The organism is Pseudomonas fortuita (assembly GCF_026898135.2).
GTDB lineage: Bacteria > Pseudomonadota > Gammaproteobacteria > Pseudomonadales > Pseudomonadaceae > Aquipseudomonas > Aquipseudomonas fortuita.
Genome location: NZ_CP114035.2, coordinates 3905075 through 3918949 on the forward strand (window position 1 = coordinate 3905075; position 13875 = coordinate 3918949).

Consider the following 13875-nt stretch of genomic DNA (forward strand, 5'->3'; position numbering starts at 1 on the left):
TAAATCCTGGGCTGTGCACCCTGTCTGTGGGAACGGGCTTGCCTCGCGAACACCGGCGCAGCCGGTGCCATACCTGATGGAAAAGCGGCCGATGAAGCCAGGCTGGCAGACCCAGGACGCCGCACTGATTTGGCATCGGCCCTGAAATGCAAACGCCCTCAACGCGGTTGAGGATGCTCGGCAGACACCGAGTTATTGGCCTCCACGTCTTTCATTTCCTCTTCAATCGGGCCGTCATCATCTGCGGGTAATGGCACCTCTGCGTCACCTGCACCAGCCTGCTCATCGTTGGTTCTTGCGGTGCCGTTGTCCCGGTCAAGCTGCCCGTCCTGGTCTGAACCGGGATTGCCGGGAGGTGGGTCCCAGTCTACGGGGCGATTCTCGGACCAAGCCTCACCGACGCCTTGCTTAGGCTCGGACTCAGCCTGTTCAAGGCCCGAGCCATGGCCCGCGCCTGCGTCGGTGGTATTTTCGGTTGGTCCCGGGTACGGCGAGTCGGGGCCATTGTGGTCGATTGCCATGGGCGTTCTCCTGGTTGCAGCGCAGCAAGGGTGCGCCTGTTGTTCAGAGAGCAATCGGCTGGCGAGAGTGCCTTGTGTTCGACCGGTGGTGCAAAAGGCCGGGCTCGCGGCTTTTGCTGGCCAGGTTGCAGGCGTGTTGCACCGGTATCCGTCAAGCCAGGTGGATTTGCGATAAACCCAGTACCTGGGCCTGCGCGAGAACCTGCTGAGGGGTGGCGTCGGCGGGCGGCATGACCAAGCTGTTCTCCCCATCACCAAAGTGCAGCACCATCAGGTGAAGCGCCGCTTCGTGCAGGGCGAGCTTGGGCTGCTTAAGTTCGAAGGTATGAGTGGCCGATTGGCCGTTGATCAGATAGCGAACTGTGTACGCGTGCATGAGAACCTCAAAAGCAGATAAGGGGCTCATTACCTGACCAACCGGGCAGGAATTAATTCATAATGCCTCGATGATGACGCAGCAGGCGCTTCAGCGCACCGCCGCGTCATACGCCGATCATGGCTGCTGCAGCTTCATCGTCTTGCGGTGCAGTTCGATGAACGGCGCCTCCGCCGGATCGATGCGGTCCATGCCTGCCGCAATGCGGTGCCAGTACGGATACTGCGGTGCAATGCGCGTTACTTGCTCGAGCTGCTCCAGGTCGTCTGCCGTGAGCACCAGCTCCACCGCCTGCAGGTTGTCGTGCAACTGCTCGAAGGTACGCCCTGCGGTGATGACGCTGGTTATCCCAGGCCGGTCTTTGAGCCAGGCCAAGCACACCCGTGCCGGTGAGCACGCGTGGCGCTGGGCGATTTCAATCAGTGCCTCGATGATGTCGTAGGCCCGCTCGCGGTCGTGCACGTAAGGCTCCGGCCAATCATTACCCTGGCGGGTACCCTCTGGGGTCGGCTGCCCGCGCCGCACCTTGCCGGTCAGCAAACCCTCCCCCAGCGGCCCCCACACCAGCGTCGCGAAACCCTGGTCGATGGCCATCGGCAGCAACTCGTACTCTGCCTCGCGGGCCTCAGGGGTGTAATAGATCTGCTGGGACACCGGCTGCTGCCAGCCGTTGAGGCGGGCGCAGCCGAGGGTTTTCATCATTTGCCAGGCGGTGTAGTTGGAGGTGCCGAAGTAACGGATCTTGCCGCTTTGCACCAGGTGGTCCAAGGCCGCCAAGGTTTCCTCGACCGGCGTGACACCGTCCCAGTTGTGGATCTGGTACAGGTCGATATGGTCGGTACCAAGCCGCTTGAGGCTGGCCTCGCAGGCGCGAATCAGGTGATAACGCGACGCCCCGCTGTCGTTGGGGTTGTCGCCCATCGGGCTGCGGGCCTTGGTGGCGAGGATGATGGAATGGCGTCGCTGCCCCAGCGCAGTGCCAACGATTTCTTCTGCCAGGCCGTGGGAGTACAGGTCGGCGGTATCCACCAGGTTAACCCCGGCATCGAAGGCCATGTCGAACATACGCCGCGCCTGGTCGACATCCACGCTACCCGTTTTTTCGAACGCGCCACGCCCGCCGAAGGGGACAGTGCCAACCACCAATTCTGAGACCAACAGGCCGGTGTTACCGAGTGCACGATACTTCATGGACAACCTCTTTTGCGCAAGACATGGAAGTACCGACGGTGCTGGGAGCTGAAACGTTCAATCTGATCAGCCGGCGAAGCTGCATGCACCTGAGTTGTGGGAGCGGGCTTGTCCCGCGAAGCAGGTGACGCCGTGCAGGCACCGGCTTTGCGGTGTTTGCGGGCGCGCCCCCCTACACGCCTGCGCCTGACTCGAGAGCCCGTCAGTGGAAAAAATGTCCAATGGTTGATTTAGAGACGTTTCCTACACGGTTTTAAGACGCCCATAAACCTCCGGCAAGCGATTCCTCGTTAGTGTTCAGGGACCATCACGGTCCTTTCAATGCGAGGTCGTTTTTGACAATCAGCCAACGTATCGCCATTGCGGCAGCCGAAGCCGGGCTGCCGCATGACCAGTGCATGTCTTGCGAACGCCAGGGCCTGCCGATCCTGCCGCTGCGCCGCGCCCTGGTACCGGATACCCGACAGGAGTGCATCACGACTGTGGCAGGTAGCCAACATATCTCGGGGAAGATGGGCCTGCGTACTTTGCGCATGGGTTACCTGTATGTACTGCTCGACCAGCAGGTCTGGCATGCCTACGAAGTCAGCGAACAGGGCCATCTGCGCCGCTTCAACCCCTACGAACCGTCAGAGGGCCTGCCCGCATCGCTGCCCGAAAAGTGCGTGAATGAAAACCACGATATCCCTTCTGCTTTCCTGAATATTGATACCGACCGGTATGGCACAGCCTGGCTGGCCTTCTCCAGCGATGCCTGGCCGGTCAGCGTGCTGAATGCCTACAAGAAGGGCCAGGCACCTGTACATCGCTTCGAGGGGATTGACCTGACCCAGGCGCGTAACAACCCAGAATTACTGGGCATTGCAATGACGCCGGATAACCTGCAGGTCGACAAGGATGTGTTCGAGTACGCCCAGCATGGGTGCTCGCCGTTTGACAGTGCGCATGGCTTTCACACTCGCAAGCTGCGCAGGTTTGCCTTGAAGGGATACCTGGTCAACGCGATGAACCGGCACACGCTGGAGAACGGCGTGCTGGCAGTGGTGCTCGACGATACCGTTGGCCTGATTCAGGAATTCAACCATCAGCGGTTGACCTGGGTGGTGAAGCGCCAGGTCTGGCGTGAGGACCCCATGCGTGCCTACCAGCTGCAGACCTCGCAGATCCTGCAAGTCATTCGTGCCACGCAGCGAGAGTGGGCGGCGCAGAAGGTGCCTTCGCTGGAGCCGATGGCGGGTAGAGGGCCGTTTGTACCGGTTGATCCGACGGTAGAGCGGCTGCGCATGGTCGAGCAAGCGATGAAGGACAGCGACGATAAACTCGAACAGCGCTACCACGAACCGCAACGGGCGGCGTTCCAGGCCGGGTATGACCAGCAGGAAGCCGAGTTCCAGCGCTTCATCGACAAGGACGCCCGTGCTTACGCCGCGCTGTTCGACACGCCCATGTTCAAGGTGGCCGAGCAGTACGATTACGACGGTGATCATCGTGAGTCTGGCGTGGCGTATGCCAAGACCATGGCCTTATGCCTAGGTGGCGGTATTACCGAGGCGGTGGCGTCCGATGTGAGTCCCGCTGCCGGCACCAGCGAAACGCTCTGGCAGAAATGGCTACAGGATCCTGATAGCCCTCCCTATCGCGCGTTGTTGATGCGTGACCGTGCGTTGTTGGCCGGGCTGCTTCCCAGCTTTTCCGACGTCACCAACTGGAATGACAGCGACAAGCTCTACGGCATGCTGAGCAAGATCATTGCGAGCGACGACGCCGGCTTGCGCATGCGCAACACCCTCAAGCAGGCCATTGCCGAAACCCAAGGCGCGCTCAACGCCGCCAGCCAACGCTTGTCGCCCAATTTGCCACCTGGCATTCAGACCGCCGTGCGGCACCTGAACAGTGCAACCCAGTTCCTGTACAACGGCGTGCACCTCATCGAGCTGGAAGTGAAGATGAAGCTGGGCGAGTACTACGCCCTGCAGAGTGCCCATTTACGCGAATTGCAGCACAAGGCCAATGCCTCGATTGCCGAGGCCAGGGACCGGATGCATCGCAACATCGCTGACATCGACATTCATTCGACCAAGGCCTGGAACAAGGTGCGGCCGATCATCCAGCACGGGTTGATGAGCCTGGCCGTGCTGGACCCGCGGTTTACCAACACCATGATTCGTGTCTCGGTGTGGGTCGAGGGTACCGCGGCGGACGTGCATGGTCGGTTGTTTGAGGAAGCCAACATGAAGGTAACTCAGGCAAGCAGCTTGGCGCAGCGTACCTTGGTGGAGGTCTCGGTCGCGGCGGGGACGCTCGAGTCGAATGCGCGAAAGGTGTTGCAGGGCATGCGTATTACTTCGCAGCAGGCGGCGCAGTTGGTGCGAACCGCGTTTCGCGGCTTGCGGGGTGTGGCGGGAAGCTGGGAAGTACTGCTGGCGATTGGAGGGCTGTACTTGCAATCCGACAGCCTCGCCAGAAATCAGGAAAAAGCGGAAGTGGAGATTGGGTCCAAGGCGCATGAGGCCAAACTGGCGTTGCAGGGTTCGCTATTGGGGATATTGGGCGGGCAGATTGAGTTGATCGGACTCATAACGCGGTCCGGCGCCGGCAACATACATAGGCCATGGGCTAAGGGAGCTGCTGTCACTGGACAGGCAATAATAAAAATCGGTGCTGTACTGAGCACAGTCGCAGGGGTCTTTGACACGGCACAAGCGATTCTGGCAAGACAACGCACTTTGGCCACTGGCGACAGTACAGCTGCACGGCAATATAGAATTGCAGTTTCAGCGTACGGCTTGGGCACAGTGGCGTTTGCGTTTGCAGTTTTCAGGCCTTTAGTATTTGGACCGTTGGGGCTAGCAGTCACATTAACGCTAGTCGCCTACGAGTTTAGCAAGCGAGCAGAAAACAACGAATCAACTGCTCTCGAACGCTGGGCGCGTCGTTGCTATTTTGGGCTTGCTAATGAAACACCTTCCATACACTGGAATGCTCCGGAATTTTCAGACATAGCATTCGCTGAGCTCAATGCTGCGACGTTGGGTGTGCAGGCAAGGCTAAATTTTGAGTCAAGTATGGCTACGGATCCTACACTCCCAAGAATAGGAGGGTTGGTCAGCTTGAACACGGTGCAACAGCTCAAGTTTCTCGTTGCATTACCCAAGTTCAATAAAGCGAAATCCGCATATCGCTGGAAATTGATAGCACATCGTGTCGGTGATGGAGCGTTTCCAGATTATGTTGGCGGAGAAAGTATTGCTTCGGGTGATTACTTTTCGCACCCAATAAGGCCACTTTCCCCGTCATCCTCTTTTTCTAAGTTTACACCCCCGCGACATCCAGACTATGTGAGTGATTTTTCCACTGATGAATATCAAAGACCTTATCCCGGTGAAGATGGCGGTGTTTTTCAGCTTGAGATTTCAGGAGTTGTGCCGCTAGCACCTACGATTGGGAGCCACAGCTTAAGCGCCGCCACCCTGCTGGTTATGTATTGGCCTGACCGCAATTTGCCGGACGCCTATATTGAAGTTTGTTCTCGAGGAATGAATGAATGACATTTAAGCCCAAGGTGTTATGGGAGCGCGCGATAGGTTGGAGCCATGACCTGCCTCCAACGGGAGAGGCACCAGACAGCCACTATTGGGCAGAGACTGTAAACCCCTCACCCAACTATTTTAATGACGTATATCTAGAACTGCCGAGAAAAACAGTAAGTTTGCGAGGGTTTTCAGCGCTCGTCGGCATTCCTGGCTTGTGCTTTTGCGCCGGAATAATACTTTTATTATACTGGGATTTATTTGTCTACGGCTGGACGCGCGACTGGTTAACTAATGTATTGATAGTGCTCGGTCCACCAGCAGCTCTTTGGGCCCTTATCCCTTACATAAAGGAGGATCTTGTCTTGCCCAGAGATGAACCCATTCGCTTCAATCGCCTGCGTCGAAAAATCTACATCTACGAATACCGCTTCGACCGCGTCTTCATCTTCAGCCGCAAGCGCTGGGGTGTCCAACCCGTCGCCTACAACTGGGACGACGTCACCGCCGAGGTCTACCGAATCTACGCCCCTGGCCATGGTGGCCTGATCGAAAACGTCATGCTGTCAGTCCGTAATCCTGAGACTGACGAAGTCATAGATCGTGTCTTCTTCACTCATACCCTGAATGAGGGCGAGGCGTACTGGGCCATCGCCCGGCTCTTCATGCAACAAGGCCCTGAAGCCCTGCCCAAGTTCGTGCACCCACCCCGCGACTGGAACGATGACGATGGCCTGAGCCACATGCATTGCTTGGCCCCGAAAGTCCAGTGGCCAACGGAAATCGACCTTGAGTCTCGCACTGCGCCAGCAACGGATGAGGTCTCCTGAAAGCCACCGCTCTCGGTGCTGGCGATTCGGCCAAGATCATGCCTGCAGGACGAGACAGCGCGCTGGATGGCACCGGATTTGCCGGTGTTCGCGGGTGAACCCGCTCCCACAGGTACAGCACATGACGTGGATATTTCTGCAAGAGCAGCTGCCCAGACAACACCTCGCCATGCGGACGCGAACGCTTCAATGCTTCAATGCTTCAAGCACTCGCTGACACTGGTCGCGGTGTACGCACGCCCCACAGCCAGTAGCCCAAAGACAGAAGGACCAACCAGCCAACCCCGACATACAGGGCTGTGCGGCTGGCCGGGAACCAACCGAGCACGCCAAAGATGAACACCATGAACGCAATCGCGCACGCTGGCCCTACCGGCCACAGCGGCACCCGATAATCCAGTGCCGCAACCTCCTCCTTGCTCATGCCCCGCCGCATGGCCACTTGCGACAGCAGGATCATCAACCAGACCCAGACAATAGAGAAAGTGACAACCGCGGCAAGCACCAGAAACAAGCCTTCTGGTACCAGGTAATTCAATACCACGCCCAACAGCAGAGCGACGCCCATCACCGCAACCGTCATCCACGGCACACCGAAACGCGACAATGATGCGAAGCCGGCAGGGGCTTGGCCGTTTTGAGCCATGCCGTACATCATTCGCCCGGCGCTGAAGATGTCGCTATTGATGGCTGATACCGCAGCGGAAATTACAACGATGTTCAACACAGTTGCCGCTGAGCTTATGCCAAGGCCACTGAATATCTGAACGAATGGGCTACCGTGGCTGCCAATGCCGGTCCAGGGGTAAATGGCCATGAGCACGAACAGGGTCAGGATATAGAACAGCAGAATACGCAGAGGCACCGAGTTGATCGCCTTCGGCAGCACGCGCTTCGGGTCCTTTGCCTCGCCTGCAGTGATGCCGATCATTTCCACCCCGCCAAAAGCGAACATCACAACGGTGAACGAAGCAATCATCCCACCGATGCCATTAGGGAAGAACCCGCCGTGGCTCCACAGGTTCGAGATGCCGGCAACGGTGCCTGCCCCGTCGTTCAGCTGGATGCCCAACAGCAGCACGGCCCCGCCTGCCACAATCATGGCAACGATAGCGGTCACCTTGAGCAACGACAGCCAGAACTCCATCTCGCCGAACACTTTCACGCTACACAGGTTCAGCGCCCCGATGAAGAGCACTATTCCAAGCACCCAGATCCAGGCGGGTGCCTCGGGGAACCACAGCCCCATGTAGACGCCAAACGCCGTCACGTCTGCCAGGCACACCACCAACATGGAGAACGCGTAGCTCCAACCAGTCAGAAAGCCAAAATAGCGGCCCAGGTATTGGCTGGCATAGTGGCCGAACGAGCCTGACACCGGGTTATGAACTGCCATTTCGCCAAGGGCGCGCATCATCATGTAAATGGCTGCACCCCCTATCAAATAGGCGAGCAACACTGATGGCCCTGCCAGTTTTATTGCCGATGCCGAGCCATAGAACAGCCCCGTACCGATAGCAGAACCTAATGCCATGAAGCGAATATGCCGGGTAGAGAGACCCCGCTTCAGCTGTTGTGAAGATTGAGCGCTCATAGATACCTTCTTGATCTTATTATCAGGTCCGCACAGCGCAGATGCTGTGCGTTTTAATCAGGCACGCATTTATTCAATCATCAAGCTCTTGGCCACAGCACCGGGAACAACTCATGGTTCATTTGGGCACCGCTGGCCAATTGTGTTTCGAGCCCGGGAAACTGGGGTGAAGTTTTCCACTGGCGCGGTGCGTGAGTGATGTCGTCGCCCAGGAAACGCACCGAGAAGGCACGGCGCCGGCGGCTGCCCCCGACACCTCCAGAAGCGTGCAAGGTCAGCATGTGGAAGAACACCGCGTCGCCTGGGGAGAGTTCCCAGCCAAGGATATGCCAGGCACTGCGATCGGCCTCGATATCCGGCAAGTCAGCAAGGCTCCCCTCCGGGAACCATTGCGCCTGGCTGTCGAGGAAGCTGCGTGGCATCAGCCACGGTCCGAGGTGCGAGCCCGCTACAAATTCAAGGGTGGACTCCCTGGCGACGGGATCGATAGGCATCCACATGCTGCAGTTCTGGCGCCCATCGATGTTGTAGTACGGCTGGTCCTGGTGCCAAGGCGTGCGCTGGCGCGTGTTCGGCTCTTTGACCAGCAGGTGATCGTGATAAAGCCGGGCAGTCTCGCTGTTCATGAGTTGAGCAGCAACGCTACCCACCCGGCTTTCGAAGATGAACTGGCGATAGGCTGCGATATCGCCCCAGTTGCAAAAGTCCTCGAAGAACCAACCCGGGTCGTCGGGGCGGCTCGCCACTTTGGCGCGCTCGCTTGGGGTTTTCAGGTTCTGTTCGATACCCGTTTCGAGCAGTGCAACTTCTTCCGGCGTGAACAGATTACGTACGCAGACAGCACCCTCACGCTGGAAAGCTTCGATGGTTTCTTCGCTGAGTTGAAATTCGGCGGACTGTTTCATAAAGCACCCTTTGGTCTTTTTATTGGGCAACAGCACCACTGCCAGATGTTAAGCGGACTCTGCAAGGTGCACGGCGAGTATTGCTTTTCGGCACCAATAGGAAAAGAATATATTTCCTAATCCTGAGTATAGGAAAAGATGATAGGGTTCTCATTCAGGCAACTCGAATATTTCGTCGCCGTGGCCGAACACGGCAGCATCAGCGCTGCGGCGAGAGCCCGCCACGTTTCACAGCCCTCGGTGTCAGTTGCCATTGCCCAACTTGAAGAGGCACTGAATGAGCGGCTTTTCCGCCGCCAGGTCAGCCGTGGCCTGGAGCTGACGTCAGCGGGCACGCGATTGCTCGCACAGGCCCGCGATATCATTGGCATGGCCATCGCCATGAATCAGAACGCCGATTCGGCGCAAGGCTTGCTGCGCGGCAATCTGTCGCTTATCTGCTTTCAAGACTTAGGCCCTTACTTCGCACCCCGGCTGCTATCGAGCTTTCGCAAGCAGTACCCCGGTGTCGAGGTAACGCTGTTCGAAACGGACCTGGCAGGCGTGCACCGCCACCTGAGCGCCGGTAAAGCAGAGCTTGCGCTTACTTACGACATAGGCCTTGATCACTCGCTGCCGCGCCAGGTACTGGCTGAGTTGAAACCGTACGCGCTCATCGCTACGGACCATCGCCTGGCCCACCTGGCAGCGATACCGCTGCATGAACTGGCCCAGGAATGCCTTATTCTTGAGGACATCGCGCAAACGCGTGAGTATTTCCTTTCACTGTTTTGGGCGCACAACCTGCAACCGCGCACTCAGCAATACACCCAGACCTTCGAGATGCAACGCGGCCTGGTCGCGCATGGCTACGGGGTTGCCTTGTCATGCACCCGCCCCGCCGGGGACCACTGTTATGACGGTACACCGCTGCTGTGCCGGCCATTACTGGAAGAGGTGTCACCCCAAAAAGTGGTGCTGGCCCAGTCAGGCGCCATGCACCCGTCGCCGGTCGCGGAGGCGTTCAAGGGTTGGGTGACTCAGGAGATAGCAGGCTCCGTTACCGGCGAGCCCGCCCCCTGATCAAAACACCGACCACCCGATCCGTGAACTCAGCAACTCCAGCGCCGCCATGCCCGCGAGGGAGTTGCCCGCAGCATTCAACCCGGGGGACCAAACGCATACGGTAAATTGCCCCGGCACGATTGCCACAATGCCGCCACCCACGCCACTCTTGCCTGGCAACCCCACTCGATAGGCGAAATTACCGGCTTCGTCATACAGCCCGCTGGTGGCCATGATCGAGTTCACCTGCTGGGCCTGGCGCCGGGTGAGGATTTGCTCTTCGCTGTGCTTGCAGAACCCGTCGTTGGCCAGGAAGCAGAATGCCCGGGCCAGGTCCAGGCAGTTCATTTGCAGCGCGCAGTAACTGAAGTAACTGCGCAGCACCGGCTCGACCTCGTTATGGAAGTTACCAAAAGACTGCATCAGGTAAGCCATGGCAGCGTTGCGGGCACGGAACTGATATTCCGAATCGGCGACACGGGCATCGATTGAAATGTGAGGGTTGCCCGAAAGCCGTCGAACAAAATCACGCATCGACAACGTGGGTGCTGCGAAGCGTGACTGGTTGATATCGCAGATCACCAACGCCCCCGCATTGATAAACGGGTTGCGCGGGCGCCCGCGCTCGAACTCCAGCTGCACCAGCGAGTTGAACGGCTGGCCTGAAGGCTCATGGCCAAGCCGCTCCCAAATGGCTTCACCTGAGTGGCCTATTGCCTGGACCAGGCTGAACACCTTGGAAATACTCTGGACCGAAAAAGGCACCCTTGCGTCGCCTGCGCAGTAATGGCTGCCATCGTTGCTATAGACCGCGATGCCCAACTGCTGCGCCGGTACGTCGGCCAGCGCAGGGATGTAATCAGCCACTTTGCCCTTGCCGATCAAGTGGCGTACTTCTTCAAGAATCTCGTTCAACAGCGTTTGCATGAAAGGCCCTGGCTCAATCCCCTTCAGAGGTAGGTAAGGGGTCGCATGCTTGACGAAGACTGAGCGGCTTAGATCACACATTCGGCAAGCACATGCCGACGACCGCGATGCCAAAGGCCACAGCGACTACTACCACCTGGGCCTGTGCACCGGCGCCCAACGCGATGCCCTGCGCCTGAGCGCAGACTGTGGCTACACCCGGCACAAGCTGGGCATCAAACGGTATGGTCGCGGTCTTTGTACTGAGGTATTACGAAGACGCTTCATCTACCGGGCGTATTTCTTGGCCCCGGCAACACAGACGACAGCGCCGAGCGTCACCACAAGCATCATCCAGCTGACGTGTTCATGCAGCAGCAATGCAGCCAGGCCAAGCCCCATGAACGGCTGGAAGAGTTGCAGTTGGCCCACTGCTGCAATGCCACCCTGGACGAGCCCTCGGTACCAGAACACAAAGCCGATCAGCATGCTGAACAGTGAAACGTAGCCGAAGCTGAACCATGCTGGGGCGCTTACCTTGGCGAAGGCATCTAGCGCTGGGAAATTGGCGATTGTCAGCAGCAGCATGAATGGCAATGCCACAATCAATGCCCAACTGATCACCTGCCACCCCCCCAGTGTTCTCGACAGCCGCGCCCCTTCCGCATAACCCAACCCACACACAACCACCGCCGCCATCATCAGCAGATCGCCCACCGCCGACGCCTCTCCCCCATTCATCAACGCGTAGCCAACGACCAGCCCGGCACCTGCGATCGAGAACAACCAGAAACCTGGCCGAGGTCGCTCACCGCCCCGTAAAACGGCAAACCCTGCCGTGCAGAGCGGCAGGAGCCCGACAAAAACAATGGAATGAGCAGAGGTGACGTGCTGCAGCGCCAGTGCAGTCAGTAGCGGGAAACCGATGACAACGCCGAGCGCTGTTATAGCCAATGACGACAAATCTGCACGTTCAGGTCTCGGCTGCCGAAGCACGAGCAGAAAAAGCGCCCCCAACAGGGCGGCAATGGTTGCCCTGGCACAGGTCAGAAACGTGGGCTCGAAGGCCCCCACTGCCACACGGGTTGCCGGCAACGAGCCCGCAAAGATTGCAACGCCTATAAAGCCGTTGATCCACCCGCTTGTTGATTTTTCCATCGGTAACCCCTCGATAAACGAGGGTTGAGTACATCACTGACAGGCTCACCAGGGCCACGTACAATCCAATACAGTTAAACCGAACTGTTATGCATGTTAATCCAGCACAGTTGAGGGTGCGATGAAACGTAACGGCACGCGTATTCAAACTGTCATGGGTCAGATCCAGTCCAGGATCGCCGCTCGCACCTACACGCCAGGTGCGAGAATCCCCTCGGTCCGCGCCATGGCCCAGACCATGCAGGTATCGGTATCCACCGTGCTTGAAGCCTATGAGCGATTGATGGCACAGGGTGTACTCAGCTCCCGTCCTGGTTCAGGCTTTTACGTAGCCGGGCCAGTGGCGCCATTGGCACTGACCGACCTTGGCCCCAAGCTTGATCGGGAGGTAGACCCGCTGTGGATCTCGCGCCAGGCCCTTGAAACCTCCAGCGATGCATTGAAGCCAGGGTGCGGGTGGCTACCTCCCTCCTGGATGTACGAAGCTGGCATGCGAAAAGCCCTTCGAACGGTTGCCCGCTCTGATACTGCAAAGTTGACTGAGTACGCTTCTCCCCTTGGGCATCCGCCCCTCAGGCAATTCTTGTCGCGACGACTGGCAGCCGCCGGGATCGAAGCCCCTCTGGAACAGATCATGCTCACGGAGTCGGGCACTCACGCCATTGACCTGGTGTGCCGTTTTCTGCTGGAACCGGGCGACACTGTGCTGGTGGACGACCCCTGCTATTTCAACTTTCACGCATTATTGAAAGCGCACAGGGTGAAGATTGTTGGCGTCCCCTACACAGCCACGGGCCCGGACATCGATGCGTTCGGCGCCGCCCTGCTCGCGCACGCGCCCCGGCTGTACATAACAAATTCCGGCATCCACAACCCCAGCGGAGCCACCCTGTCGCCGGTCACCGCGCACAGGCTGCTAAAACTGGCCGATACCTCTAGCCTCGTGATTGTCGAGGACGACATCTTCGGGGATTTCGAGACCAATCCCGCGCCACGGCTGTCTGCCTTCGATGGCCTCTCTCGTGTCATCCAGATAGGCAGCTTTTCCAAGACCATCTCCGCTTCGGTTCGATGCGGCTACATTGCTGCGCGTGGTGAATGGATCGAGAGCCTGGTCGACCTCAAGATTGCGACTACATTCGGAGGAGGACGGTTGGCCGCGGACATCATCCATCACGCTATTACCGATAGCGGCTACCGAAAACACATGGAGAGTGTGCGCCTTCGGTTGGCCGAGGCAATGGACAAGACAGTAGCGAGGCTTCAGGCCATTGGGATCAAACCCTGGATAATTCCCAAGGCAGGCCTGTACGTCTGGTGCCAACTGCCTCAAGGCAAGGATGCAGCAACCCTGGCCAGAACCTGTCTGAATGACGGGGTAGTGCTGGCGCCCGGAAATGCTTTTAGCCAGTCCATGACTGCGGGTGACTTTCTCCGCTTTAACGTTGCTCAATCGGGTGATGCCAGAATCTACGACGTGTTGAAACGGGCCCTGAGTGGTTAGTCGCCGGCCCCATTCCGTGCCTCAGGCCAGATAACAGCCTGCGCCACGATCACATTTTTGCCATTGAACGTGAGTGCAGGCGAGCCATGAAGTTGATACCCCAGCTTCAAGGCATCACTGACCCTATGGCAAAAGGAAGCGTCATCGGGGCCAGTCAGCACTCGGTAAATCGGCAGCCCATCCGGTGGTTGAGTCATCTGTTCGGACCATGCAGAAGTGGTGTGTTCTTCAAGAGTACTGCCAACTGCCAGGCCACCGCTACGCGCCAGTTCACTTCCAACCTGTCCAGACCTTCACAGGCTAGGACGCGGCTAAA

The 13875-nt window shown here is 58.3% G+C and carries 12 protein-coding genes; 4 read left to right on the forward strand and 8 right to left on the reverse strand.

Annotation, left to right across the window (positions count from 1 at the left end; all coding sequences use genetic code 11):
• Positions 1 to 158: 158 nt before the first annotated feature.
• From OZ911_RS17780 to OZ911_RS17790, 3 genes are all read right to left on the reverse strand, one after another.
• Complete coding sequence (locus tag OZ911_RS17780) at positions 159 to 521, reverse strand: hypothetical protein (protein WP_023048181.1); 363 nt, start codon at positions 519 to 521, stop codon at positions 159 to 161.
• Between the two features lie 151 nt (positions 522 to 672).
• Positions 673 to 897, reverse strand: coding sequence for a hypothetical protein (locus OZ911_RS17785; protein WP_016487712.1), 225 nt, complete (start codon positions 895 to 897; stop codon positions 673 to 675).
• Positions 898 to 1014: 117 nt separating this feature from the next.
• On the reverse strand, positions 1015 to 2088 hold the full coding sequence (locus OZ911_RS17790; protein WP_023048180.1) for an aldo/keto reductase: 1074 nt from the start codon (positions 2086 to 2088) through the stop codon (positions 1015 to 1017).
• A gap of 335 nt (positions 2089 to 2423) precedes the next feature.
• Here OZ911_RS17790 and OZ911_RS17795 point away from each other — a divergent pair, with 335 nt between their 5' ends.
• Both OZ911_RS17795 and OZ911_RS17800 read left to right on the forward strand, forming a co-directional pair.
• The gene (locus OZ911_RS17795) at positions 2424 to 5636 is read left to right on the forward strand and encodes a T6SS effector BTH_I2691 family protein (RefSeq protein WP_070086772.1); all 3213 of its coding nucleotides are present in this window, start codon (positions 2424 to 2426) and stop codon (positions 5634 to 5636) included.
• Between the two features lie 347 nt (positions 5637 to 5983).
• Positions 5984 to 6448, forward strand: coding sequence for a DUF6708 domain-containing protein (locus tag OZ911_RS17800; RefSeq protein WP_023049310.1), 465 nt, complete (start codon positions 5984 to 5986; stop codon positions 6446 to 6448).
• Positions 6449 to 6650: 202 nt separating this feature from the next.
• Here the strand turns inward: OZ911_RS17800 and hutT are convergent, their stop codons facing one another.
• Positions 6651 to 8042, reverse strand: a complete 1392-nt coding sequence (gene hutT, locus OZ911_RS17805) for an L-histidine transporter HutT (RefSeq protein WP_023049309.1) — start codon at positions 8040 to 8042, stop codon at positions 6651 to 6653.
• Between the two features lie 80 nt (positions 8043 to 8122).
• Positions 8123 to 8947: a phytanoyl-CoA dioxygenase family protein gene (locus OZ911_RS17810; protein WP_023049308.1), complete on the reverse strand. Its 825-nt coding sequence runs from the start codon at positions 8945 to 8947 to the stop codon at positions 8123 to 8125.
• A 138-nt stretch (positions 8948 to 9085) separates the two neighbouring features.
• On the opposite strand from OZ911_RS17810, the gene OZ911_RS17815 reads away from it, so the two are divergent.
• Positions 9086 to 10009 (forward strand): LysR substrate-binding domain-containing protein, encoded by a 924-nt coding sequence (locus OZ911_RS17815; protein WP_023049307.1) that lies wholly within the window; start codon positions 9086 to 9088, stop codon positions 10007 to 10009.
• Here OZ911_RS17815 and glsB read toward each other — a convergent pair whose 3' ends face one another.
• Both glsB and OZ911_RS17825 read right to left on the reverse strand, forming a co-directional pair.
• Positions 10010 to 10918: a glutaminase B gene (gene glsB, locus OZ911_RS17820; protein WP_016487718.1), complete on the reverse strand. Its 909-nt coding sequence runs from the start codon at positions 10916 to 10918 to the stop codon at positions 10010 to 10012. It lies immediately after the preceding gene.
• 267 nt (positions 10919 to 11185) lie between these two features.
• Positions 11186 to 12055, reverse strand: coding sequence for a DMT family transporter (locus OZ911_RS17825; protein ID WP_016487720.1), 870 nt, complete (start codon positions 12053 to 12055; stop codon positions 11186 to 11188).
• Positions 12056 to 12176: 121 nt separating this feature from the next.
• Here OZ911_RS17825 and OZ911_RS17830 point away from each other — a divergent pair, with 121 nt between their 5' ends.
• Positions 12177 to 13559, forward strand: a complete 1383-nt coding sequence (locus tag OZ911_RS17830) for an aminotransferase-like domain-containing protein (RefSeq protein ID WP_016487721.1) — start codon at positions 12177 to 12179, stop codon at positions 13557 to 13559.
• Here the strand turns inward: OZ911_RS17830 and OZ911_RS17835 are convergent.
• On the reverse strand, positions 13556 to 13756 hold the full coding sequence (locus OZ911_RS17835; protein WP_016487722.1) for a DUF1737 domain-containing protein: 201 nt from the start codon (positions 13754 to 13756) through the stop codon (positions 13556 to 13558). The two genes, OZ911_RS17830 and OZ911_RS17835, sit on opposite strands and share 4 nt — an antisense overlap.
• Between the last annotated feature and the right edge of the window lie 119 nt (positions 13757 to 13875).

What these genes read in the sequence shown, in the direction of transcription:
- OZ911_RS17780 (WP_023048181.1), bottom strand. Translation starts at nt 521, where the DNA reads ATGGCAATCGACCACAATGGCCCCGACTCGCCGTACCCGGGACCAACC.
- OZ911_RS17790 (WP_023048180.1), bottom strand. Translation starts at nt 2,088, where the DNA reads ATGAAGTATCGTGCACTCGGTAACACCGGCCTGTTGGTCTCAGAATTG.
- glsB (WP_016487718.1), bottom strand. Translation starts at nt 10,918, where the DNA reads ATGCAAACGCTGTTGAACGAGATTCTTGAAGAAGTACGCCACTTGATC.
- OZ911_RS17815 (WP_023049307.1), top strand. Translation starts at nt 9,086, where the DNA reads ATGATAGGGTTCTCATTCAGGCAACTCGAATATTTCGTCGCCGTGGCC.
- OZ911_RS17785 (WP_016487712.1), bottom strand. Translation starts at nt 897, where the DNA reads ATGCACGCGTACACAGTTCGCTATCTGATCAACGGCCAATCGGCCACT.
- hutT (WP_023049309.1), bottom strand. Translation starts at nt 8,042, where the DNA reads ATGAGCGCTCAATCTTCACAACAGCTGAAGCGGGGTCTCTCTACCCGG.
- OZ911_RS17835 (WP_016487722.1), bottom strand. Translation starts at nt 13,756, where the DNA reads ATGACTCAACCACCGGATGGGCTGCCGATTTACCGAGTGCTGACTGGC.
- OZ911_RS17825 (WP_016487720.1), bottom strand. Translation starts at nt 12,055, where the DNA reads ATGGAAAAATCAACAAGCGGGTGGATCAACGGCTTTATAGGCGTTGCA.
- OZ911_RS17810 (WP_023049308.1), bottom strand. Translation starts at nt 8,947, where the DNA reads ATGAAACAGTCCGCCGAATTTCAACTCAGCGAAGAAACCATCGAAGCT.
- OZ911_RS17830 (WP_016487721.1), top strand. Translation starts at nt 12,177, where the DNA reads ATGAAACGTAACGGCACGCGTATTCAAACTGTCATGGGTCAGATCCAG.